The following is a 23,706-nucleotide window of genomic DNA, read 5'->3' on the forward strand; positions in this document are numbered from 1 at the left end:
CAAAAGGTCTTCCATGAGTTGGCTTGAAAAGATTTTAGAAAAAAGCAACATCGTAACATCTCGTAAAGCGTCTATCCCTGAGGGTGTTTGGACTAAATGTACTTCTTGTGAGCAGGTGCTTTACCATGCTGAACTAGAGCGTAACCTAGAAGTATGTCCAAAATGTGACCATCACATGCGCATGAAAGCACGTCGCCGCCTAGAAACATTCCTAGACAAAGATGAGCGTGTTGAACTTGGTACAGATCTTGAGCCGCAAGACAAACTGAAGTTCAAAGACTCTAAGCGTTACAAAGAGCGTATCTCTGCTGCTCAAAAGAACAGTGGTGAAACTGACGCACTTGTAGCAATAAAAGGTGAACTACTAGGTCTACCAATCGTAGCGTGTGCTTTTGAATTCTCATTCATGGGCGGTTCAATGGGCTCTGTGGTAGGTGCTCGTTTTGTTCGTGCTGTAGATGCTGCTATTGAAAACAACTGTGGTTTAGTTTGTTTCTCTGCAAGTGGTGGTGCGCGTATGCAAGAGGCACTAATGTCTCTAATGCAAATGGCAAAAACCAGTGCTGCACTTGAGCGTCTTTCTGCGAAAGGCCTACCGTTTATTTCAGTAATGACTGACCCAACAATGGGCGGTGTTTCTGCAAGTTTGGCAATGCTTGGTGATATCAACATCGGTGAGCCAAAAGCACTTATTGGTTTTGCTGGTCGTCGTGTAATCGAACAAACGGTACGTGAAGACCTACCTGAAGGTTTCCAACGTAGTGAGTTCTTATTAGACCACGGTGCTATCGACATGATCGTTGACCGTCGTGAAATGCGTCAGCGCGTAGCTAGCCTAGTTGCAAAAATGACCAATCAGCCTTCACCATTAGTAGTTTCTGTGAACGATTCACCGAATGAAGCTGCTTATGAAGTACCAGAAGCGCCAGAAAAAGGGTAAAGTACCTTCTAACAAACCAACTTTATTATGGTTATGAGTTAGATGAGTCAACAACCTATTCCTCAAGCCACATCCTCTTTGGAGATGTGGCTTGATTATTTATCAAACATCCACACCAGTGCTATTGATCTTGGACTAGACCGAGTTCAGGCCGTCGCCTCTAAGGCAAATCTTACCAAACCTGCTAAACACGTCATTACTGTTGCCGGAACCAATGGCAAGGGCTCAACATGTGCCTTAATGGAAGCCATTCTATTAGATGCGGGATACTCTGTTGGTGTCTACAGCTCTCCTCACTTAATTCGTTACAACGAACGCGTTCGTATCAACGGCCAAGATCTATCTGATGAAAAGATGGTTCAGTCTTTTGATTTTATCGAGAAAGAACGCGGTGAAATCAGCCTTAGTTTCTTCGAATACGGTACTTTGGCCGCGTTACGTGCTTTTCAAACGGAAGCGGTCGATGTTGTGTTGTTAGAAGTCGGTCTAGGTGGCCGCTTAGATGCAACCAACATTGTTGATCACGACGTCTCTGTGATTACGAGCTTGGCGGTAGACCACGTAGATTGGCTTGGTGATGACATTAATGTGATTGGTTTTGAGAAAGCGGGTATTTACCGTAGCGGTAAGCCGGCTATCTGTGGTCAACCTAAGCCACCGGCGACGGTTGCTGCGCACGCCGATGATATCAAAGCTCAGTTTTATCAGGTCGGTATTCAATACACCTATGCCGTTGATGGTGATACGTGGAACTGGCATAGCGGTGCATTCCAACTGGAATCACTTCCTATCCCAACATTACCACTCCCTAACGCGGCAACGGCATTGATGGCACTGGGCACATCAGAGTTAGATATTAGCGATGTGAACGTGGTTAATGGTTTGAAGAACGCTCAGCTTTCTGGGCGCATGCAACAAATTAGCGACCAGCCTGTGATTGTGCTCGATGTGGCTCATAACCCACATTCAGCAGAATACTTTGCACAGCAAGTTACTAAAAAATATGCGGGCAAGAACTTGCACGTTGTAGTCGCTATGCTTCATGACAAAGACATTCCAGCGACATTAGAAGTGTTAGCGCCAATCGCAACACACTGGTACCCCGCTTCTTTGCAAGGGCCACGTGCGGCAACAGCAGCTGAACTTTGTCAAAGCCTTCCTCAAGGTGTTGAGCAGCATACAAATCCGGTTGCGGCGTTTGAGGCGGCATTAGCATCAGCGAAAGGTGAAGACGATGTCGTGTTGGTGGTCGGTTCTTTCCATACAGTAGGGGAAGTGTTGGAGCATTGGCAGAAAAAAGGAAACTAGATGGCAAGTAAATTTCAGAGCCGCTTAGTCGGCACCATCATTTTAGTGGCCATTGGCGTGATTGTATTGCCAGATGTGCTCGATGGTAAAAAGCTTCACTATAAAGAAGAGTTTGCAAGCATTCCTATTAAGCCTGAACTTGATAGCAATGTTGAAGTGTTTGAGGTGCTTGACCCAGTGGAAGATCAGATTGCACTGCCGGACTCTCCGGTCGAGCGAGTGGCCGAAAGCGGCGGATCATCAGAAACCCAAACGGCCTCGGCTTCTGAGAAAGAAGCAGATAAAGTGGCGGTTGTGGTTAAGCCAGTACCTGAAAAAAATGAGTACCAAGACAGCGCTTGGATCATTCAATTGATGGCTTTGAAGAATGCTGACAACGCGAAAAGCGTGGTTAAGGATTTGCAAAAGCGTGGTTATCAGGCTCACACCAAGCAAGAAAAAACTTTTACGCGAGTAATTATTGGCCCAGATGTATCTAAATCCAAACTTGAGCGACAAATTAAGGAATTAGAAAAAATTACGGGTTCAAAAGGCCAATTGCTCAAATTTAAACCGTTAAATCCATAAGAAAACGTTTGCGTTAGCATTTTTTCTGTTAAAATGCGCGCCAACTTAAGATGAAGAATTCATGAATTGGTTAGATTTTGTCATTTTAGGCGTGATCGGCTTCTCTGCCGTGATCAGTTTAGTTCGTGGTTTCGCTAAAGAAGCCTTGTCACTCGTAATTTGGTTTGGAGCATTTTTTATTGCTAGCCAGTACTACGCTAAATTAGCGATGTACTTCACCAATATCGAAGATGAGATGTTTCGAAACGGAACTGCGATAGCAGCATTGTTTGTTGCAACGTTAGTTGTTGGTGCCTTAGTTAACTATGTCATCGGTCAACTAGTTCAGAAAACAGGCCTGTCAGGTACAGACAGAATCCTCGGGGTCGTCTTTGGTGGCTTACGTGGTGTTTTGATTGTTTCTGCAGTGTTGTTTTTCATGGATGCGTTTACTGCATTCCCAAGTTCTGAGTGGTGGAAGAATTCGCAATTGGTTCCGGAATTTAGTCGAATCATTGCGCCGTTCTTCGAGCATTTACAAGCAACATCTAGTTTCTTATCTGGCGCGCTCTAGCGCCAGTTAATGTCGAAAAATCGAGGATTAGGACATGTGTGGTATTGTTGGAATCGTGGGTTCAACACCTGTAAACCAGTCTATTTATGACGCTTTAACGGTATTGCAGCATCGTGGCCAAGATGCCGCTGGTATTTGTACCATAGAAAGCAATCGTTTCCGTCTGCGTAAGGCGAACGGTTTAGTAAAAGATGTTTTTGAAGCAAAACACATGCAGCGCCTACAAGGTGAAGTTGGTATTGGCCATGTTCGTTATCCTACAGCGGGTAGTTCAAGTGCGTCTGAAGCTCAGCCTTTCTACGTAAACTCTCCTTTTGGCATTACGTTAGCGCACAACGGTAACCTGACAAACGCAAACGAAGTGCGTGAGAAGTTATTCGAAAAAGACCGTCGTCATGTAAACACAACCTCTGACTCTGAAGTTCTACTGAACGTATTAGCTCATGAGATCGATACTGTGAAAGGTAACGTAACTTCAGATGACGTTTTCCGCGCAGTAGCAAATGTGCACCGTACTATTCGTGGTGCTTACGCCGTAACTGCGATGATCATCGGCCACGGCATGATCGCATTCCGTGACCCACATGGTATTCGTCCGCTGTGCCTTGGTAAGCGTGAAGTTCAAGGTAAAACAGAGTACATGGTAGCGTCTGAATCTGTAGCACTGGATGCTGTTGGTTTCGACTTCATGCGTGACGTAGCACCTGGTGAAGCTATCTACGCAACGTTCGACGGTGAGCTTTTCACTAAGCAATGCGCAGACAACCCACAACTAAACCCATGTATCTTTGAGTTTGTATATTTTGCTCGCCCAGATTCATTCATCGACAAAATCTCGGTTTACAGCGCACGCGTTGAGATGGGTGAGATGCTAGGTAAGCGCATTAAGGAAGAGTACGCAGACTTAGATATTGATGTGGTTATCCCAATTCCTGAAACATCAAACGATATTGCACTGCGCATCGCTCAAGCTATCGACAAGCCGTACCGTCAAGGTTTCGTAAAAAACCGTTATGTTGGCCGCACGTTCATCATGCCTGGTCAGCAACAACGTAAGAAGTCGGTTCGCCGTAAGCTCAACGCAATCCGCTCTGAATTTAAAGGTAAGAACGTTCTATTGGTTGATGACTCTATTGTTCGTGGTACGACATCAGAGCAGATCATTGAGATGGCTCGCGATTCTGGCGCAAACAAAGTGTTCATGGTTTCAGCTGCTCCAGAGGTTCGCTTCCCTAACGTTTACGGTATTGATATGCCGAGCGCGACAGAGCTGATTGCTCATGGTCGTGATAACGAAACGATTTGTAAGCAGATTGGTGCAGACGCTCTGATTTTCCAAACGCTACCAGATTTAATCGCTGCGGTAGGTATGGGCAACCAAGACATTGCACGTTTCGATACTTCTGTATTTAACGGTGAGTATGTAACGGGCGATATCGACCAAGCGTACTTAGATTTCCTAGATTCTTTGCGCAATGACGACTCAAAGGTTCAGCGTGAGATCCAACAGGACCTGGCTAACCTAGAGTTGCATAACGAAGGCGCTTAGCTTTTAGTTAGTCACGAGAATATAAAAAACCAGAGCATCGGCTCTGGTTTTTTTGTTTGTGAGGTAGGGGATTAACCTAGTGAATGTGGTACGCGATTACAAAATCAATAAACAATCTAACTTTCTCAGGTAGATGGTCTTTGTGGTTATAAAGCATGTAAATATCACGAGGGTTAGCGCTCCAGTCTTCTAAGACTTGCACTAGGCTACCATCTTCAATGTATTCGCGAATCATCACGTCAGGCATCAGTGTGATACCTAGGCCTTCAGAACACGCTTGTCTCACGACATTAAGCGCATTGGCGTTGAAGCGGCCTTTCTCGCTATTCACTACTGTCTCTTCATTCGAATTACTTAGCTGCCACTTAATTAGCGGGTAGCCTTTTAGTAGCGAATGGTTTGCTAACTCTTCAGCATGGCTTGGAGCCGGATTCTTCGCTAAGTACTCAGGGCTTGCGATCAGAATATCTTTGACTTCACTGATCTTTCTTGCGATTAAGCTTGAATCACGTTGTGGGCCGACACGGAAAATTACATCCCACTCCGTTGGGTCCAACTGATCCGCTTGGTTGTTCATCATCAGCTCAATATTAATATCAGGGTATTGAGTCATGAAGTCACTGAACATTGGCATCATCATGCGCTTGGTCAGGTTTGAGGGTGCCGTAATACGAATCTTACCGGAAGCGCCTTTGCACACGTCAGTTAACTCTTCTGCTGTAGAAGAGAGACGTTGCAATAGCGGAGAGCATTCATTGAAGAAACGTTCGCCTGCCTCTGTTAAAGAAAGTTTACGCGCGTGTCTATTAAGAAGCCTAAGGTTCAAAGAATCTTCTAAGGCTTGGATGCGTCGTGTGATGGTCGCAACCGGGATCATAGTCTTGCGCGATGTTGCGGTGTAGCTCCCATTTTCAACGACGAGTCGAAAGAGGTTTAAATCATCTAATTTCATAAATCCAGACACATTTGTTTACAATCTCACCTAATTTATACGTAACAGTGAGATCAATGTTTGCGTTACGTCAACTCGTTGCACTATTTACAAGTATTCCAACCCTTGTCACGAATTACCAGCAAAGAGTGCATATTTGTGTATTTAGCATTTTATTACTAAGTTTTATATTAGTTCTTAGAACAGATAACAATAATAATTCGACTTAGTTTTGTGAGGTTAGAGATTATGTACAAAACTCACAGTCAGCCAGTTATGACCTCGGCTCAGGAAGTTATCAACCCAAAATGCGTGATGTTGGTTGATGATGATCCTATTTTTCGCCGGATAACCAGCGCATACCTAGACAAGGTTGGTTATAAAGTGGTTGAGGCTGAAAATGGGCTGGACGCTCTGCAAAAGCTTAGAGACTCAGCGCCAGATTTAATTGTGTGTGACTTATCAATGCCGATCCTGGACGGCATAGAGCTTGTAGAAGAGCTCAGTCTAGAGTACCCATCACTGCCTATGATCGTGGTGTCTGCGACAGATGACATGTCTGACGTAGCAAAAGCACTACGGTTTGGTATTAAAGACTTTTTAGCTAAGCCATTAGAGGACCACGGTCATCTAAGCAGTGCGATTGCCAACACGTTAACAGATTCGTTCGACAACCTTTCAGATCAACGAGATTTCTCAAGCCAGTGGTTTTGTGTGGATGATGGAGGAGAGATCCCGGAAGACCAAGAATTACATTGGCACCTGAATTACTTACAGGACAACCCAAGCGCAGCAAGAGATTTGTTGCACGCGTTGTTACCAGACAAAGACACAAGGCAAGGCTCATGGCGTTGCAGCTACCGTTTGTTGCAATCAACGGAAATGATGCCGCTTGTATTTGATTATGCATGGACGATGAATGGGCAGTTTGCTTTCTACCTTGTCGATTCAGCGTCTTCTGAAAATGGTGGCTCTGCGACTACCTTGTTAGTGAGGGCTTTGTTCCACGATTACTTAAGAAACAGAAAAGATTTTAGTGCTGACCTCAAAGATATCGCTGAAATTTTGGAGAAAGGGATTCGCTGCTCGGCGTGTTCAACACCTGTCAACGCGCTGTTTGGAGTTGCTAACCTCGCTGAGGGCACCATCTCAATTTTGCCTGCGGGTTTGGATGGGCATTGGTCGAATGGTGAAATGAATCAACATATTGCAGCAGGTGAACGCTTAGGCGATAACTGTAAAAAGAACTTTATCACCAGAGACTTACCAATAGAGCAGGGCTGTCAGTTGTCGTTGAGCCTGCTTGGAGCTGCAAGTTTCAGCTTGGATATCCATCAAGGGACCACCGATTAACCCTATATTTCCTCGGTTTTTGTGAATAATTGATTAAGGTATAGTTGCGCAAATGGTGTGGCTATGCCTTTTTTGTTAAATGTCGATTTGGCAAAGAGGGTTTGGTCCGCTGCTGGACTTACCTTTACTAACAAAAACAAGAAGCAATCATGGCAGATAATCAAGACTTTAAAGACCCGTTTAATGTATTCTACTTTTTAGGCTTTCTAGCCGCATTTTTAATGATTCCATTATTACCAGCAACACTAACGTTGATCCGCGTATTTAATGGCTACGCAACATTTTAGTTAAGCTGTCGTCGCCAAATGGTGATAGCTAACTCAAGGAGGCCACAATTAGCGTTCGAGTTTTAAGCCTGAATATTGCTGGTGGTCTTTGTATCTTTCTTGCAGTTCTAGGGATTGTATTACCCGTTCTGCCAACCACTCCATTTCTTCTTCTTGCTAGCGCATGTTTCATGCGAAGCAATCCTAAAGTTCACAAATGGATGCATGAGCATAAAACGCTCGGTCCTCTGTTAGAAAACTGGTATCAACACGGCGCTGTCACCAAGCAAGTTAAAGCGCGTGGCGTACTATTTATCTTGTTGAGCTTTGCGTTATCTATCTACTTTGCGCCACTCATTTGGGTCAAGGTTTTCCTAATTTGTGTACTTGTTATTCTTCTCACATGGTTTATGCGACTTCCAACCCATGAGTTGGTTGCTGACAGCAAAGAAAATCACTAACATTAAGCCAGTGTGCCTGCTTGTATAGCGGGCGTTTATTATTTCAGCAATCAGAGTTATGACTCTCGTTGCAATGAATACCAATCGTACCTTTCCTTAATTTCAAGCGTTGATGTTTGATTCGTTAACCAGAGTTTGGAAAGCGGCCTAATGAAGTGCATAAGATTATGAACACAGAAAAAATCTCTCTGATCAAAGCAAGCATCAAAAGCATTCCTGATTACCCTAAAGCGGGTATTTTGTTCCGTGACGTAACAAGCTTGATGGAAGACCCAGCAGCTTACAAAGCGACTATCGAGTTGCTAGCGGAAACATACAAGGACATGGGCTTTACTAAGATCGTTGGTACTGAAGCTCGTGGTTTCCTATTCGGTGCACCTTTAGCATTAGAGCTAGGTGTTGGCTTCATTCCTGTGCGTAAGCCGGGCAAACTGCCTCGTGAAACTGTGGCACAATCTTATGAGCTTGAGTACGGCACAGACACGCTAGAAATTCATACTGATGCTATCGTTGAAGGCGATAAAGTGCTGATGGTTGATGATCTACTAGCAACTGGCGGTACGATTGAAGCGACAACAAAGTTGATTCGTCAGCTTGGTGGTGTGGTAGAGCACGCTGCATTTGTAATTAATCTTCCAGAAATCGGTGGTGACAAGCGCTTAGAAGGCTTAGGTCTAGAAGTGTTTAGCATCTGCGAATTCGACGGCCACTAATCCTTTTCGGAATTATTCATGAGCTATCTTGCGTTAGCGCGAAAATGGCGACCAACCAAATTCAAAGAAGTGGTTGGTCAAGCCCATGTTTTAACAGCATTAGAGAATGCCCTTAGCCAAAATAGGTTGCATCACGCGTACTTATTTAGCGGAACACGCGGTGTCGGTAAAACGACCATCGGCCGCTTGTTTGCTAAGGGGCTTAACTGTGAAACAGGCATTACTTCAACCCCTTGTGGTGAATGTGCAACTTGTAAAGAGATCGATGAAGGTCGCTTTGTTGACCTGCTAGAGATCGATGCGGCATCACGTACCAAGGTAGAAGATACCCGTGAGCTTCTGGACAATGTTCAGTACAAGCCAGCGCGTGGTCGCTTTAAGGTTTACCTTATCGATGAAGTACACATGCTTTCTAGGCACAGTTTCAACGCGCTTCTAAAGACGTTGGAAGAGCCGCCTGAGTATGTGAAATTCTTGCTCGCAACGACCGATCCACAAAAACTGCCAGTGACTATCTTGTCGCGTTGTCTGCAGTTCCATCTTAAGCCGATCAGCGTTGATAATATCCACGAGCAACTCGACCATATTCTTGAACAAGAGAAGGTAACCTCTGAGTCTCGTGCACTTGGAATGATTGCTCATGCTGCCGACGGTAGTATGCGTGATGCTTTGAGCCTGACAGATCAAGCTATCGCATTAGGCAACGGCAATGTCGTGACTGATACGGTTGCGCACATGCTTGGCACATTAGATACCGATCAAGCGATCCATCTACTTGAGGCTATTAGCAGTAAGCAGCCTCAAGAGGCGATGGCTTGTATCCAAAACCTTGCTGAGAATGGCGTAGAGTGGGATGGTTTACTGAATCAACTTGCTGCTCAACTTCATCGTCTCGCCATGTATCAAGCGTTGCCGTCTACCTTAGACAAAGCTCAGCCTGACGCAGAGAAGCTTGAACTGCTTAGCAAAGCGTTAAGCCCACAAGATATTCAGCTTTACTACCAGATAGTACTAAAAGGTCGTGAAGACTTACCGTTATCGCCAACCGCACGTGTTGGTATTGAGATGGTGGTTTTACGTATGTTGGCATTTAGGCCTGCAGAGCAAAATGTCGCAACGGCTATCTCTACTCAGTCGACAAGCCCTGTCGCTGCACCTGTTCAGAGTCAAGCTCAGAGCGTTGCTCAGCCGGTTAGTCAACCAGCGCCAACGGCCGCTCCGAGACAGCCGCAGATGCAGCAGGCTCCTCAAGCGATGCAGCAAAGTCCGGCTCAGTATCCAAATTCGCAAGGTTACCCTGAGCATTCTGGTCATCAAGGTTATCCAGAACAGGATTACCCGCAAAGCCAGTATGATGCGCCGCCAGCTTATGACGATCGCCCTAGCTACGGCTCAGAGCAGCCGATGAGTCCTATGACTCAACAAGCGCAGCCTCAGCAGCAAGCGAGCTATCAGAATCAAGCTCCGGCTCAGCCACAAAATGTTGCACCGTCTGCGCCTGAAGGGCAGCCTGCACGTCCTGCATCACCTGTCAGTGGTTTGCGCCACCAATTACGCTCTCAGCGTAGAGGTAACGCAGCACAGGATAGCAAAGGTTCAGCGCCAAAAAAGGCTAAAGCGGCACCAGCTAAAACTTCAGTTCTTGACCGAGTTGCTCAGCAACACGGTAGTTCTGAGCGGGTGTCGCCAGCTTCTTTACCAACCTCTCCGACAAAAAATGTTACCAATGATAATGAACCTTATCGTTGGAAACCGTCTAAACCAGTTGTAAAAGAGGCGAGCAAAGAGCTTACACCTACTCAGATCAAGCGAGCGTTAGAGCATGTCAAAACGCCAGAAATGGTAGAAAAGCTGCTCAATGAGTCGATTGCTCAAGATGAGTGGTCTGCCACGATTCAAAAGCTAGAGACAGCTAAGCTTGTTGAACAGTTAGCGTTGAACTCTGTATTTACGAAGAATGATACATCGATAACGCTAACCTTGAGATCGAGCCAGGCTCACTTGAATACGGACCGAGCGCAGAGTGAACTATTACAGTCTCTCAATACGGTACTCGGAGAAGAGTGTCACTTGAGTGTTGAAATCGGCGATGGTGGTGAAACACCACTAGAATTACGAGAAAGGCTGTACCAGGGTAAGTTGAAAGACGCGTTTACCAGTTTGGAAAACGATGCCAACGTACAGTTTATCGAAAGACGCTTCGCTGCAGAGCTCGACAGAGATAGTGTTCGTCCTATCTAACGTTAATTTTGATTTAGTGATGGGCGTATCATCTTAGGTACGCCGATCGAAGAACTGAACACCGAGGGGTTGAATCACACTGCTTTAACCCCCATTTAAGCGCTTATAGCTTAATAAATTTTAATAAACCAATTAGACCAGAGAGTATTAACATGTTTGGTAAAGGCGGTATGGGCAACATGATGAAGCAAGCCCAGCAAATGCAAGAACGCATGCAAAAGCTTCAAGAAGAAATCGCAAATATGGAAGTAACAGGTGAATCTGGTGCTGGCCTTGTAAAAGTAACAATCACTGGTAGCCACAGCGTTCGCCGTGTTGATATCGATGAAAGCCTAATGGAAGACGATAAAGAGATGCTTGAAGATCTTATCGCTGCTGCTTTCAACGATGCGGCTCGTCGTGTTGAAGAAACTCAAAAAGAAAAAATGGCTAGCATCACTGGCGGAATGCAACTTCCACCAGGCATGAAGATGCCTTTCTAAGCGACTTATTTCTAAGGGTTCGTTCTTGCAGTACTTGAGCGGACCGTTATTTGAAAATTAGAACGGTTAAATATGCGTACCAGTCATATGCTGGAGCATTTGATGGAGGCCTTACGTTGTCTACCTGGGGTTGGCCCCAAGTCGGCGCAGCGTATGGCCTTTCATTTGTTACAGCGCGATAGAAAAGGCGGCCTTCAGTTGGCTGATGCTCTTAGCCAAGCAATGACTGAAATCGGTCACTGCAATGAGTGCCGTACTTTTACTGAAGAAGATACCTGCCACATTTGTACCAACCCTAAACGTCAGGAAAATGGTCAAATCTGTGTAGTAGAAAGCCCAGCTGATATTGCAGCTATCGAAGCAACTGGCCAATACTCTGGTCGTTACTTTGTGCTTATGGGTCACCTTTCACCACTTGATGGTATTGGTCCAAGTGATATTGGTCTAGATGTATTGGATTACCGTCTGCGCCGAGGAGATATCTCTGAGGTGATTCTCGCTACCAACCCAACGGTAGAAGGGGAAGCGACGGCTCATTACATCGCAGAACTTTGTAAAGAACACCAAGTGGAAGCAAGCCGTATTGCACACGGTGTACCAGTGGGTGGCGAGCTTGAGCTCGTGGACGGGACTACCTTGTCACACTCCCTTCTGGGTCGACACAAGATTTAATAAAAAAGCCGCTGAATTCAGCGGCTTTTTTATTGTTAGTGTACCGTCCTAAATAAGGTTGACACATTTCCAACATGAAATTGGAGAGTGTCATGAAATCAACGAGTAAACGAACCCAACGAGATTATTCTCTTGCCTTTAAGTTGACGGTTGTTGACCAAGTAGAAAAAGGTGAAATGACCTATAAATAAGCTCAAGAGCGATATGGAATACAAGGTTGGTCTACTGTCTTAGTTTGGCTTCGTAAGAACGGTCAGCTAAATCGGTCTAAAGGAATAGAGAAACCAAACACAATAGTAATGGTATGCTTGATTCTCCTTCTACTCAAACTCCTGAACAACGGATAAAAGAACTCGAGCAACAACTTGAAGAAACTCAACTGAAAGCGGACTTCTTTGAGGCTGTCGTAAAAGCAAAGGATTCGACATCCTCGATTAGGAACTCGAAAGCTAAAGTACTTACTCAGTCAGAATAACATTTATATAGGGCGAGACTGTTTGTTTTTTTGCTAAAACAGCATCGCCTATTGGTCTTAAACCGTAGGGCTTATCATCGAACAACAAACAGCCATCACCGGTCCCACTGTCATCCAAACCGAATCAAAGAGGGCGTGGTTCCAGATAAACCGGAGCAGTTGTGGGTCGCTGACATTACTTACTTGGCAACGCGAGCGGGAAATACTTATCTAAGCTTAATCCCTGACGCCTACTCGAGGAAGATAGTTGGGTATCATCTCGATGATAATATGAAGACGTAAGCCGTTAAGAGTGCGTTCCTGAAGGCTTTGAAAAAGCGGCGATATGAGGGAGAGCTTATCCATCACTCTGAACGATGCATTCAATACTGCTCTGAGGAATATCGGTCATTACACAGAAAATACAATGTGGCATGCTCTATGAATGATGGATACGACTGTTATCAAAACGCTCTAGCAGAGAGAGTAAATAGTATCTTAAAGATGGAGTACTTGCTGACTAAGCCGAATGACTTGAATGAAGCTAAGAAAATGATTGCTTAGTCGGTGAAACTCTATAATGAACAGAGACCACGTACAGCTCTGAAATACAAACGCCCGATGACGTTCATCGAGCGTTTTAACTAAAAGTGTTAACCCATATCAGGACGGGTCAGAGATATTTGGCTCAATTAGCTAAACTGATTAACCTCAACGAAATAACACTACTCAGAAAGAATCTCGATTCCTCTAACTTCCAATCCCAAGTTGTAAGTTCCGCTTCGACAAGTGCTATTGGTATATAGCATCACTCTTTTATTTTGTGCTTGGGCAGTAGCTGCTAGCGATGCAATACTATTCACTAGCCCTTCCCCTTTTGCTACCCTGGCGAATTTTTTTTCTGTGTTTGTCACTTCACACTGCGTTTCAGGTACTTCATTCACGTGAATACTTGCAATGTAGTACTTACCGTCATGGAATAAAGCTTCCTTATCGATCGTATATGGACCATGCCAGTACCCTGAACCTGCATAGCTTTCTGCTAGGGAGCTAAAGGATAATAAACAAGTTAAGGTGCCAATAAGTATTTTTTTCATATTTCTAGCCATGTTTAATTAGGTCTCGATATATTATTTGTAAAGCTAATAAAATAAATCAAATATATCTTTTTTTTCTATTTTTGAGGTGTGGTTCACAAATTTAATCACATTCACTTAAACTGAATGTTGGTTTTATTATATTGGCGGAATTTATCAAATAATGGCTTTTTAAATGTTACGTATACCTAAAAAATGGTGGTGTGCTTTTCTAGCATCATTATTGGTGATCTTCTCCTTAAATGTACTTTTGGTAATCAAAGGTGGTGAAATTGAAAGCAAAACAGAAATCTCCTTTCCGAATAGAAATCAGACTACTCCAGATTTAATTGCAAATGAATCATTTAAGGAAAACCATGAGTTAAAGCAGCTTCGAGTTAGCGTTCTTGAGAAAAACTTTCCCAAGGGTTTAGAAAATACTCAAGAAAAAAATATAAACAAAAGAATTGCTAATTTAGAAAATACAATAAAAGAATTATCTAATTAAAAGGTATAGGAATGAAAAACTGGTTAGGTGTAATATTTGTAGGTTTGTCTATGCCTGCTATATCACAAACTATAGGTACATTACCTGGAGATTTATCTATAGATAAAGGCGTCGCGTACTATCAAATACCGCTTACCTTCCCAAGTGGTAAAGGAGGTATTACACCTAGTTTGGCGGTAAGTTACTCGAGCTCAGGGCCAGCAAGGTCGACTCTTGGGGCTGGGTTTGTACTTAATGGCTTATCCTCGATAAAAAGATGTGGTGACCATCAAGCGATCGAAGGGGGAACGAGTTCCGTAACTTATAGCTTAACTGATAACTTTTGCTTGAATGGTACACGCTTAATCGGCACTGAGGGCGTAATTGGCAAGGATGGTTCTAAATACCGCTTACACATAGATAGTCAGTCAAAAATTACCTTGAATGGCGATTCAAGTACGCTGACAAGCTACTTCGTTAAGCATGACAAGAATGGGGCTGTTGAAGAATATCGTTATAACAGCCTTTCTAAGAGTTGGTTATTAAGTTCATATAAAAGCAATCCAAATTCCGAGAGTATCGCCTATAACTATGATGATTTAGGTCAAATCTCATCGATATCTTACGATTCTTTTAATATTGCCTTTAATTACAGTCTTGTCAATAAGGTTGTTCCCACAAAACATTTTAAGATGGATGGGAGAGTTCAGACTTCTGAGTCAAACTTAGTTAGAATTGATATTAATGTAAATAATAAACTCAAAAATTATTATCAACTGAGCTACAAAGAGATAACGGAAAATATCGGTACTTCATTTATTGATAATATTAAATATTGTAATGCGGCGGGTAGTTGTTTGCCTGCCACCAAATTTTATTGGAAGGCGACTAAAAGCCCGGTGAAAGGTCAGATATTCTTTGGTGAGAACATCGCCAATATTGATTTTTCTCATTGGGGGAAAAGCACGATCCCTAGTGATTGGGATAATTCCAATCGTAGTTGGTGGGTTGATATTGATGGGAATAGCATCGGAGATTTCTGTAAGACGGATACCCATGGCTTGACTTGTAATATGGATGTTTCTCAATCCAATGTGGCCCGTACCTACAATATCAGTAAGTGGGGAGACGAACATAGTCACTGGTGGTTAGATATTAACGCTGATAGCAAAGCTGAGTTTTGTCGTATTGATAATGGCAAATTACTTTGTGACGCTTTTCTTTCAAATAATACAACGGCACAGCATTCTTGGGATGTATCGAACTCAGGGATGAATAACTTCCGTTGGTGGAAGGATATGAATGGTAATGGCGTGCCAGAGTATTGCCGTCGTATCGGCGATGAGCTTTTGTGTAGCGAACCCAAAGAAGACGGTATGTGGACTGATTCAGTGCACGTTCGTGGTATCGAGTGGGGGAAGGCCAAAGATACTTATTGGACCGATATAAATGGTGATGGTGGTAGCGAACTCTGTTTTGTGAAAGGTAAAACGATTAAATGTACTTCCTTCTCGGGTAAAGACTTACTTCAAAAGAATATCGGTTATCCAATCAGCTCTATTGGTGAACCTGACTCTCGTTGGTGGGTTGATGTGAACGGAGATGGCGCCAGTGATTTCTGTCGCATGACGGACAATGACGCAGGTCAAGCTGTAAATTTGACATGCTCCCTTGGTTCTATCGGAACATTAGACAAATTTGAAGATGATTTTGTGCTATTGAAGAACCAGCACTGGATGGGAGAGTTAGGTAGTTCTGACAAACGGTGGTGGCTTGACTTGGATCAGGACGGTGTTACCGACTTTTGTCGTGGTGTGGGTAACAAAGTAAAGTGCATCAACATTTACAAACACCAGTATGAATTTGATGTTGATAATTGGGGGAGTGGCTTTAACTCGTTCATGGATTTGAACCAAGACGGTAGATTTGAACTCTGTAAAAAGAAATCTAACCGCCTAGTGTGTCAAACTGCAGCTCAAAGCAACCATGCTCCATTATTGCTCGAAAAAGTAACCAACGGTTTGGGGCACACTTCTTCGGTATGGTTTGGACCATACGGCAATCATACGCCTAATGTCTCTTTTGAGTCTGATGACTCTGGTCTTTTTAATTTACCAGGCTCCTTCCCCGTTGCTTATCGTCTTGAAACCGATAACGGATATGGAAAAAACAACTACTTATTTCAGTATGGCCCAGCAAAGCGTTCGAAGGATGGTTTAGCGCGAAACGGTTTTGAATGGATTCGTCAAAAAAGCTTCGTCAATGGCAAAAATACCTCAAACCAAGAGTTTCAGTTTAATACACAGTTTCCTTACTCTGGCACATTGAAAAAGCAAACGGACTATGTTGCTAATGGGCAGATGTGGGCAAATGATTGTGGTGATTGTACTACTGATGATTTTTGGAACTTTAGAGAGCTTAATAAAAGGTCTGAAGCTGAATTCGAATTCAAGACGCTACAAACGGAGGTGGGTTCAACGCAAACTGTAAGGAATCTTCAACAACTCTACTCTTCGGCACAAAAATATTTGACTGGCTATAAGCTTGTTGAGCACAAGGGGAAAAAATACGCAGCAGATGCGGATAAATTTGTTCCTGTTGGAGGCTCTCCAATGATGCCAATTATGATTCCTTCCACACAGTTTTCTTTGGTTGAAGAACAAACAACGGCGCTAGAAAATCAAATACCAGTTTGGTCTATGACACCAGTCTCAGATGACTTGAATAGCGAATTATCAGAATTGTCCGGTCAAGCGACATTTGTGAAGGCGATCACCTTACAGGAATATGATGAGATCATCGAATGGGTTGAGGCACCAATAACGGGCAGTACGTTCGCGTACTACACCTCAAAACGAAAGAATTCACAATACTCTGAGAGTGGTGAGTTATTGAGTACAGTTATTGTCGAGCAGAGTGATGTCGATGCATTCCTCAATGTAGGTAATATAACAACGACGACGACAGGGCTAAACCCTATTACTGGAGAAAGTGATACTTTCGTAGAAATTACTGAAAACAAGTATGTCAACAAAACAGGTGCTTGGTTAATTGGACTCCTCGACTCGACCAAAACAACTTACATCCATAGTGACGGTAGTAGGATCTCTCAAGAGGCGACGTTTAAATATGACAATGAAACTGGCCTATTACTCGAGCATACGATATTACCGAATACACCTTATTCATTGACTACCGTCAAAGAACGAGATGGCTACGGCATCGTTACCAAAGAGAGTATTACGGCGACCAATGGAGGTCAGTTAGAAACTCGCTCGACTTTATTTAAGCATTCTTACCTTGGAAACACGGTTACCACAGAAGTAACCAATCAAGCTGGACATGTCTCTTCTCAGACGGTTGACTTATTGTCAGGCGTGGTCGTGAAAGTAGATGAAAATGGCCTGTCGACCTCGACAACACTGGATGGTTTTGGCCGAGAGACTGAGATAGCTGTAACGAACACTTCTGTACAATCTGAGATAAGTCGCTTACCTGCAGCAGATAGCCGTTGCTTATTCGATGTTAGTAAGGCGAGTTACTGTGTCATCAACCAATCAAACAACTCTGGCAAAAAGATTAGTTTCTTTGATTTCTTAGAGCGAGAAGTGAGAAGAGCTTCCTTATCGGTAAATGGTAAGTGGGTTTTTGTTGACTCAGAGTACGATGCATTTGGTAATTTAGTCTCTGCTTCAAAGCCTTATTATCAAGGTGATATCCCTCAGTATATCGTCACTCAGTATGACAAATCGGGCAGGGTCATTTCGATAAAAGAACCTGGACCAGCAGGTAAAGAGGACAGCTGGATCTCTTATTCTTACAGTCCATTTACAGTTACTAAAACAGACGCTAAAGGCCGCACTTCTAAAACCTATACGAATGTATTGGGCTGGGAGATAGAGAAGCAGGAGCCTAATGGTGGCAAAGTTACCTATGACTTCTACGCCAACGGTATGTTGAAGTCTGCTATTGCATCAGAAGGAGAAACAGTTCGTACCGAGTATAATATTCAGGGTAATAAGTCTTTAGTTGATGATCCTGATTTAGGGGTGTGGAGCTATCAATACGATGGTTTTGGTCAACTCGTTCAACAAACGGATTCAAAAGGCCAAAGTACCTACTTTACCTACGACAAACTAGGCCGAAAAATCTCTGAGATTGTTGAGTCGAAAGTTAAACAAGGTGAGGAAGAAGTAACACAGTCAACAACTAAATCATGGGTTTATGACCGAGCGGATGGGCGAGTTTGGTTGGGAGGCCTTTTAAAAGCGAAAGTTGAAGGAGAACTTGTTAAAAATTTCTTCTACAACGATTTAGGCTTATTGGAGCGTGAAGAAACGATCACTTCGGAACATACTTTTGCCCGAGATCTAGAGTATGACGGCAACGGACAGTTAATTCGAGAGCATCGACCTAACAACTTCACTCTAAACTACAAGCGAGATCCGTTAACCGGTATCAATACGGAAGTTTGGGGAGATATTTCGCAAGCTCAAGTTAATTACACGGCTGATGAGTATCGTAATGTAATTGAACCTCTCATTAATGAGGCTCTAAACAAAGCGAGTGACTACTTAGTAAAAATTAAAGACCTCCAAGAGCAGCAATTCTTCTACAAACGACGCAAAGATGAGTACCAGGCGCTCAAAGATCAGCTTATCTCTTTCGATGGTGAGGCTGAGACTGAGGCGTTTGCTCGTCAGATGATGGCAGAGCTGTACACTAGACCATTGCAGATGTTTATCAACGAGTTTGGTGAACGCTACTTCAGAGTGTCACCGAGAACAGTCATTGTTTCCGGAAGTGGATTAATCCCTATTGTACAGCAGCCTAAATTTCATCTTAAAGTTGAAGGTAACCTATTAAGAGAGGTGAGTCTTGAGGAATGGGCTGCTGTTGAATCAGGGTTAGTCAATCAACATCAAATTGCTTACTACGGTAACTATTCTGATGATGGGAGCATAAGCTTAGCGACCTTTGATTTGGAAAGGGATGACCCCTTGTATGATCAAAGAATGCGTCAAATGTTTGATGAGCTTAATTCGCTTTCTGAAGAGGTTGATAGACTCGAATATGTTCAAGATGCAACAGAGGAGCGCGTAAATAGTTACCTGCTTGCGGCAGAGCAACTGGTTAGACTTGTTAAGCAAGTAAAACTAGTCTCACAAAAATACCAAAGTTTGGCTCAGCAATCTGAGGATGAGTCAGATGCGTTGAGCTCGCTCAAAGATGACAACCCTGATGCTGGACGTATTTCATACTGGAAGCTCAATGATATGGACGCTGAAGGTCGAATAACGTCAGAGGTTTTGGGGAATGGCTTGGTGAATAGCTTCGATTATCACGAGAGCAATGGCCAGCTACTCAATATTTATACAAGACAGGGTTCCAAACTGATACGTGGCGTTCACTACACCTACGACAGAATGGATAACGTTCAAAGTCGCCGTGACCTTGTAAATGATATTCAAGAAAACTTCTATTACGACGATCAAGATCGATTAACGGATTATCATTTATTTGGTGTCGGAGGAGCGCATGCTGAGAACCCGTTATTCAATAAGAAATATTCGATGTCTTATGCATCGAATGGCAACATCAAATACAAGTCTGACGTCGGTCACTATATTTACGCAGACCCTCTACACAAGCATGCTGTCACCCAAGCTGGGGATAACACTTATCGCTATGATGCGAATGGAAATATGCTGTCTGGCGGCGGGAGAAAAATTGAATGGACTGGCTTTAACAAGCCTTCTCGAATTCAACAAGATAAAGGCAGGGTTGATTTTAAATATGATGAGTCGAATCAGCGGATCAGCAAGCGCAGTAGCGATGGGAGCACAACGTGGTATCTCGGTAAGTCTTATGAGTTAAAAGAACTTGCATCTGGAGATATGCTTCAAACTCAATACATTTACGCTGCTAATGGTCTAGTCGCTGTAAATGTCAACTCGTTGAAGACTGATGGACAGGGCAATTACGCATCCGTAGATCGTCAAATTCGCTACAGCCACACAGACGCGCTTAAATCAGTAGATATGGTGACTGATATGTGGGGCAACATTGTCGACCGTAAGCTCTATGACCCTTGGGGCAAAGAAAGAGCCTTTACATGGAAGAATGACAGTGTGTTGCTACCACAACCCGTATTGTTGAATCGTGCATTTACAGGGCATGAGATGCTGAATGAGGTTGACCTAATTCATATGAATGGCCGTTTGTATGATTCAACGTTAGCTCGTTTTATAAGTGCGGATATTTACATTCAGGCACCTGATAACAGTCAGTCGTTCAATCGATACAGTTATGTGCTGAATAACCCTCTTAAATACAACGATCCTTCTGGTCACTTCTTTAAGAGAATTAGAAAAGAACTCAAACGTCAATGGAATGATGTACGGGAATTTACCTCTCGCTACTCAAGAGAGATAGTTGGTATCTTGACTGGGATCGTAGTTACAGTAGCAAGTGGTGGTATGTATAGCGTGTTACTGGCTGACGCGGGCGCAAGTTTCTTTTCTGCAGGCTCTCTTACCAATGCTATTGCTGCCGGAGCTCTTGGTGGTGCTACAGGCGGGGCTGTCAGTGGGGGAATTATCAGTGAGAGCTGGGCTGGCGTCGGTAAAGGTGCAGCTATTGGTGCAATCACTGGTGCAATAGGTGGCTATAACGGCTTCAAGCCAACAAAAAGCTTTGCCGATGCTGCTACAAAAGTCAGCGTTGCTGCCGCTGGTGGCTGTGCTACAGGTGAGATCGCGGGTGGTTCATGTGAAAAAGGTGCGAAATTTGCCGCATTATCACAAGTTGTCGTGCTTAGCTTTGAGTACATGAAAAATGTTACGGATCGCTACAAGTTAAGGTCTTGTGAAGTTCGAGGTTCAAATTCAGTTTGCAAATATAATGTAGATGGAGACTTACTTACGGATGGTACTCGTGGATCAACAACTGTATGGGAAAAAGAGCCAATTCGTACGAAGTTGTTTACCGAGGCTGGTATGGCAAGTGAGGCTTCGGGAAAACATATGTATCAAGAAAATGGATTAATTGGCCGATTTATAAACAAGGTGTCTAAAGTTCATGACTACTTTAACTCTGATGTATCGAGGTTATTTGGTTTTCATGGATATGACCATGTAACTGGACTGTGGATCGAGGCCGGAACGATACACAACCATTTGTTCCAAGCCTATAGTTTCTCAGGAATGCTGCCTGCCGCTATATTTACAGGAGGCGCACTAGTCGCACCATATCCTATCTATCCTTATTCACAATTAGGAGATTAGGAAAAGACAAAAGCCGCTGAATTCAGCGGCTTTTTTGATCTTGAGGTTCGAGAATCGATTAATCGTTTGATTCTGTACCAAGCAGATTTTTGTAGATAAGTGCGCCTAGAATACCACCAACGATTGGTGCTACCCAGAATAGCCAAAGCTGAGAAACCGCCCAGTCTCCAACAAATACCGCAACACCAGTACTACGCGCTGGGTTAACCGATGTGTTTGTCACAGGGATGCTGATTAGGTGAATCAGTGTCAAACATAGACCGATAGCGATAGGTGCGAAGCCTTGAGGCGCACGTTTGTCTGTTGCACCCATGATCACGATTAGGAACATCATCGTCATCACAACTTCAGTCACTAAAGCTGCAACCATTGAATATTGGCCTGGAGAATGCGCGCCGTAACCGTTCGCGGCAAAACCAGAACCAACTACGTCAAAGCCCGCTTGACCGGTTGCGATTACGTAAAGTATGCCACCTGCAATCACACCACCAATCACTTGCGCGATGATGTAAGGCACTACGTCTTTAGTATCAAAGCGACCGCCGGCCCACAAACCGATGGTTACTGCTGGGTTTAGGTGACAACCTGAGATATGGCCAATTGCAAATGCCATAGTAAGAACGGTTAGACCGAACGCAAGAGAAACGCCCAGTAGACCAATGCCGACATCAGGGAAGCCAGCAGCTAATACTGCACTACCACAACCACCAAGTACCAACCAAAAAGTACCAAAAACCTCTGCCATATATCTATTCATGTCGTTTCCTATGTCGGATTTAGATTACCCGCTGAACATAGTAGAAAATTGTCGAAAAAGTGTGCGTCGAAGCACGGAAATTAACCTAAATATAAGTCGGGAGTGATTTTGTCTCAGATATGAAACGAAATTGGTAGGTAAATGAGTGAAAAGGAAAACCTCGGTCATCATCATACAGATGAATAACCGAGGTGAGAGGAATCGTTCGACTAGTGATGCTAATCGTTAGCTAAATGCGATGAATGGTGAAATACAAAGCAGGATGCCTGTTGCGATGATCAGGTAAAGTGAAGCGCCTTTGTATTTATGCAGAGAAGGCACTTGATACACCAAGTAAGCAGGAATCAAACAGCCAATCAAACCAAAGATAGGGCTACAAACCGAAGTGAAGCTCAAAACTGGTAGGTTGAGTACGATAGCGCCCCATGCCATCAAAATAGCGAACAGAATGATACCTTTCGTCACGAGATCTTTGTTGATTTGCTCTTCAGGCATCACTTTTTTCAATGCCAACATCGCAAGGCCTTGGCAAGAATCACGGAAGCCTAGGTAAACACCAAAGAATGCTGTCATTACAGAAAAGATGTTCAACATCAGGCTAAGCAGTTTAAGCGTCGTGCCGTCCATGCCTTGTGCTACCATCGCTAGCGCAGAGATGTTCTCGTTTGCTGCACGGACGGCTTGTTCATGAGACATCGCCAACGTGAAAGAAATCGCGTAGAAGAACACAGTGACAAACAAAATGCCAAAAGCGATATTCATGGCGCGCATCGCTTTAAAACGGGCAACTTCAATAGACTTTTCTTTCGAACGGTAAGAGATCACCATCGGGCTCAAGCTTTGAATAAACAAGATAGAGGTAAGGGTAAACGGCAGCAGTTCAATCGCATCTTTTAGGCCAGCACCAGCGGTTGGTACCGTACCTACATTAGCTAAATCCCACTTCTCTACCATCATGAAACCTAACAGGGCAACGGTACAGAGCTTAATTAGCACTAAGCCCGTACTGACTTTAAATAAGATCTTTTCCCCACGAGACGCGATCGCCACCAAAGCGCAAACCAATGCTAGACCATACAACGGGTTTTCCGACAACAGTCCCTCAGTGATACCAAAGCTGTGTAGGAAAGAAGCTGAGTCATTATTGATTGCCGTCGAGTATACGAATACCCAAATCACCAACATGATGAAGTAGAGCACGCCTAACAAGGCGCCCCATTTATTGCCAAGGTAGCCTGAGATGACGCCCGCATAGTCTTGACACTTCGGGGAGGTGGAAAGCGTGTTAATGAATAGGCGTTGGAACAAGTACATCGCTGGATAACCAATCACCGCGGAGGCAAGAAATACCCATATGCCAAGTACGCCCACCTTTACTGGAAGAAAAACAATACCAGCACCGATAGCCATGCCGATGCTCATGATTACCCAGCCCCAGTCAGTGCTATCAAACTTAGTCGCCGCTTTCCATTCTGTGGCTGTCATACCGGCTTTAACGTGAGGTGGTTCTTTAGTTATTGGAAGAGTTTGTGTAGGTACAGTGACGCTCATTGTCGTTTTCTCTTTGTTAGTATGAATTTTTCTCAAATCTATTTGAGAAAAAGATTAAC

Annotated in this window: 18 protein-coding genes and 1 pseudogene; 15 read left to right on the forward strand and 4 right to left on the reverse strand. The window is 43.8% G+C overall.

The features are described from left to right. Positions 1 to 13 precede the first annotated feature (13 nt). The 5 genes from accD (at position 14) to purF (ending at position 4,917) form a co-directional block, all read left to right on the forward strand. Positions 14 to 940 carry an acetyl-CoA carboxylase, carboxyltransferase subunit beta gene (accD, locus tag L1D11_RS00085; RefSeq protein ID WP_239833088.1) on the forward strand — a complete coding sequence of 309 codons (927 nt, stop codon included), beginning with the start codon at positions 14 to 16 and terminating at the stop codon, positions 938 to 940. A gap of 42 nt (positions 941 to 982) precedes the next feature. Beyond that, positions 983 to 2,248, forward strand: a complete 1,266-nt coding sequence (folC, locus tag L1D11_RS00090) for a bifunctional tetrahydrofolate synthase/dihydrofolate synthase (protein ID WP_239833087.1) — start codon at positions 983 to 985, stop codon at positions 2,246 to 2,248. Further along, complete coding sequence (locus tag L1D11_RS00095; protein ID WP_171731521.1) at positions 2,249 to 2,815, forward strand: SPOR domain-containing protein; 567 nt, start codon at positions 2,249 to 2,251, stop codon at positions 2,813 to 2,815. Between the two features lie 61 nt (positions 2,816 to 2,876). Next, positions 2,877 to 3,368, forward strand: coding sequence for a CvpA family protein (locus tag L1D11_RS00100; RefSeq protein WP_009848678.1), 492 nt, complete (start codon positions 2,877 to 2,879; stop codon positions 3,366 to 3,368). Positions 3,369 to 3,402: 34 nt separating this feature from the next. After that, entirely contained in the window at positions 3,403 to 4,917 is a 1,515-nt protein-coding gene (purF, locus tag L1D11_RS00105; protein ID WP_239833086.1) for an amidophosphoribosyltransferase, read from the forward strand. Between the two features lie 76 nt (positions 4,918 to 4,993). Here purF and L1D11_RS00110 read toward each other — a convergent pair whose 3' ends face one another. Then, positions 4,994 to 5,869 (reverse strand): LysR family transcriptional regulator, encoded by an 876-nt coding sequence (locus L1D11_RS00110; RefSeq protein WP_060982248.1) that lies wholly within the window; start codon positions 5,867 to 5,869, stop codon positions 4,994 to 4,996. A 228-nt stretch (positions 5,870 to 6,097) separates the two neighbouring features. On the opposite strand from L1D11_RS00110, the gene L1D11_RS00115 reads away from it, so the two are divergent. From L1D11_RS00115 to L1D11_RS00150, 8 genes and pseudogenes are all read left to right on the forward strand, one after another. Beyond that, a complete protein-coding gene (locus L1D11_RS00115) occupies positions 6,098 to 7,201 on the forward strand; it encodes a response regulator (RefSeq protein ID WP_239833085.1) in 1,104 nt (367 codons plus the stop codon). A 149-nt stretch (positions 7,202 to 7,350) separates the two neighbouring features. Further along, on the forward strand, positions 7,351 to 7,488 hold the full coding sequence (locus L1D11_RS00120) for a hypothetical protein (protein WP_004740644.1): 138 nt from the start codon (positions 7,351 to 7,353) through the stop codon (positions 7,486 to 7,488). Between the two features lie 74 nt (positions 7,489 to 7,562). After that, positions 7,563 to 7,928 carry a YbaN family protein gene (locus L1D11_RS00125; RefSeq protein ID WP_239833095.1) on the forward strand — a complete coding sequence of 122 codons (366 nt, stop codon included), beginning with the start codon at positions 7,563 to 7,565 and terminating at the stop codon, positions 7,926 to 7,928. A gap of 167 nt (positions 7,929 to 8,095) precedes the next feature. Continuing rightward, positions 8,096 to 8,641, forward strand: a complete 546-nt coding sequence (gene apt, locus L1D11_RS00130; RefSeq protein ID WP_004740646.1) for an adenine phosphoribosyltransferase — start codon at positions 8,096 to 8,098, stop codon at positions 8,639 to 8,641. Between the two features lie 18 nt (positions 8,642 to 8,659). Further along, positions 8,660 to 10,882, forward strand: a complete 2,223-nt coding sequence (gene dnaX, locus L1D11_RS00135; protein ID WP_239861958.1) for a DNA polymerase III subunit gamma/tau — start codon at positions 8,660 to 8,662, stop codon at positions 10,880 to 10,882. Between the two features lie 152 nt (positions 10,883 to 11,034). Next, positions 11,035 to 11,364, forward strand: a complete 330-nt coding sequence (locus L1D11_RS00140) for a YbaB/EbfC family nucleoid-associated protein (RefSeq protein WP_004740648.1) — start codon at positions 11,035 to 11,037, stop codon at positions 11,362 to 11,364. A 72-nt stretch (positions 11,365 to 11,436) separates the two neighbouring features. Next, on the forward strand, positions 11,437 to 12,036 hold the full coding sequence (gene recR, locus L1D11_RS00145) for a recombination mediator RecR (protein WP_239833083.1): 600 nt from the start codon (positions 11,437 to 11,439) through the stop codon (positions 12,034 to 12,036). A 92-nt stretch (positions 12,037 to 12,128) separates the two neighbouring features. Continuing rightward, positions 12,129 to 13,134, forward strand: a pseudogene (locus tag L1D11_RS00150) (IS3 family transposase). An 81-nt stretch (positions 13,135 to 13,215) separates the two neighbouring features. Here the strand turns inward: L1D11_RS00150 and L1D11_RS00155 are convergent. Then, positions 13,216 to 13,587: a hypothetical protein gene (locus tag L1D11_RS00155; protein WP_239833082.1), complete on the reverse strand. Its 372-nt coding sequence runs from the start codon at positions 13,585 to 13,587 to the stop codon at positions 13,216 to 13,218. A gap of 175 nt (positions 13,588 to 13,762) precedes the next feature. Between L1D11_RS00155 and L1D11_RS00160 the strand changes: the two genes are divergently transcribed. Further along, positions 13,763 to 14,074: a hypothetical protein gene (locus tag L1D11_RS00160; protein ID WP_239833081.1), complete on the forward strand. Its 312-nt coding sequence runs from the start codon at positions 13,763 to 13,765 to the stop codon at positions 14,072 to 14,074. Between the two features lie 11 nt (positions 14,075 to 14,085). Next, a complete protein-coding gene (locus tag L1D11_RS00165) occupies positions 14,086 to 21,339 on the forward strand; it encodes an RHS repeat-associated core domain-containing protein (protein WP_239861960.1) in 7,254 nt (2,417 codons plus the stop codon). 58 nt (positions 21,340 to 21,397) lie between these two features. On the opposite strand, the gene aqpZ is transcribed toward L1D11_RS00165, so the two are convergent. After that, positions 21,398 to 22,096 (reverse strand): aquaporin Z, encoded by a 699-nt coding sequence (gene aqpZ, locus L1D11_RS00170; RefSeq protein WP_010643980.1) that lies wholly within the window; start codon positions 22,094 to 22,096, stop codon positions 21,398 to 21,400. Between the two features lie 225 nt (positions 22,097 to 22,321). Continuing rightward, the gene (locus L1D11_RS00175; RefSeq protein WP_033006068.1) at positions 22,322 to 23,581 is read right to left on the reverse strand and encodes an amino acid permease; all 1,260 of its coding nucleotides are present in this window, start codon (positions 23,579 to 23,581) and stop codon (positions 22,322 to 22,324) included. Between the last annotated feature and the right edge of the window lie 125 nt (positions 23,582 to 23,706).

Source organism: Vibrio sp. Isolate32 (assembly GCF_022397955.1).
Lineage (GTDB): Bacteria > Pseudomonadota > Gammaproteobacteria > Enterobacterales > Vibrionaceae > Vibrio.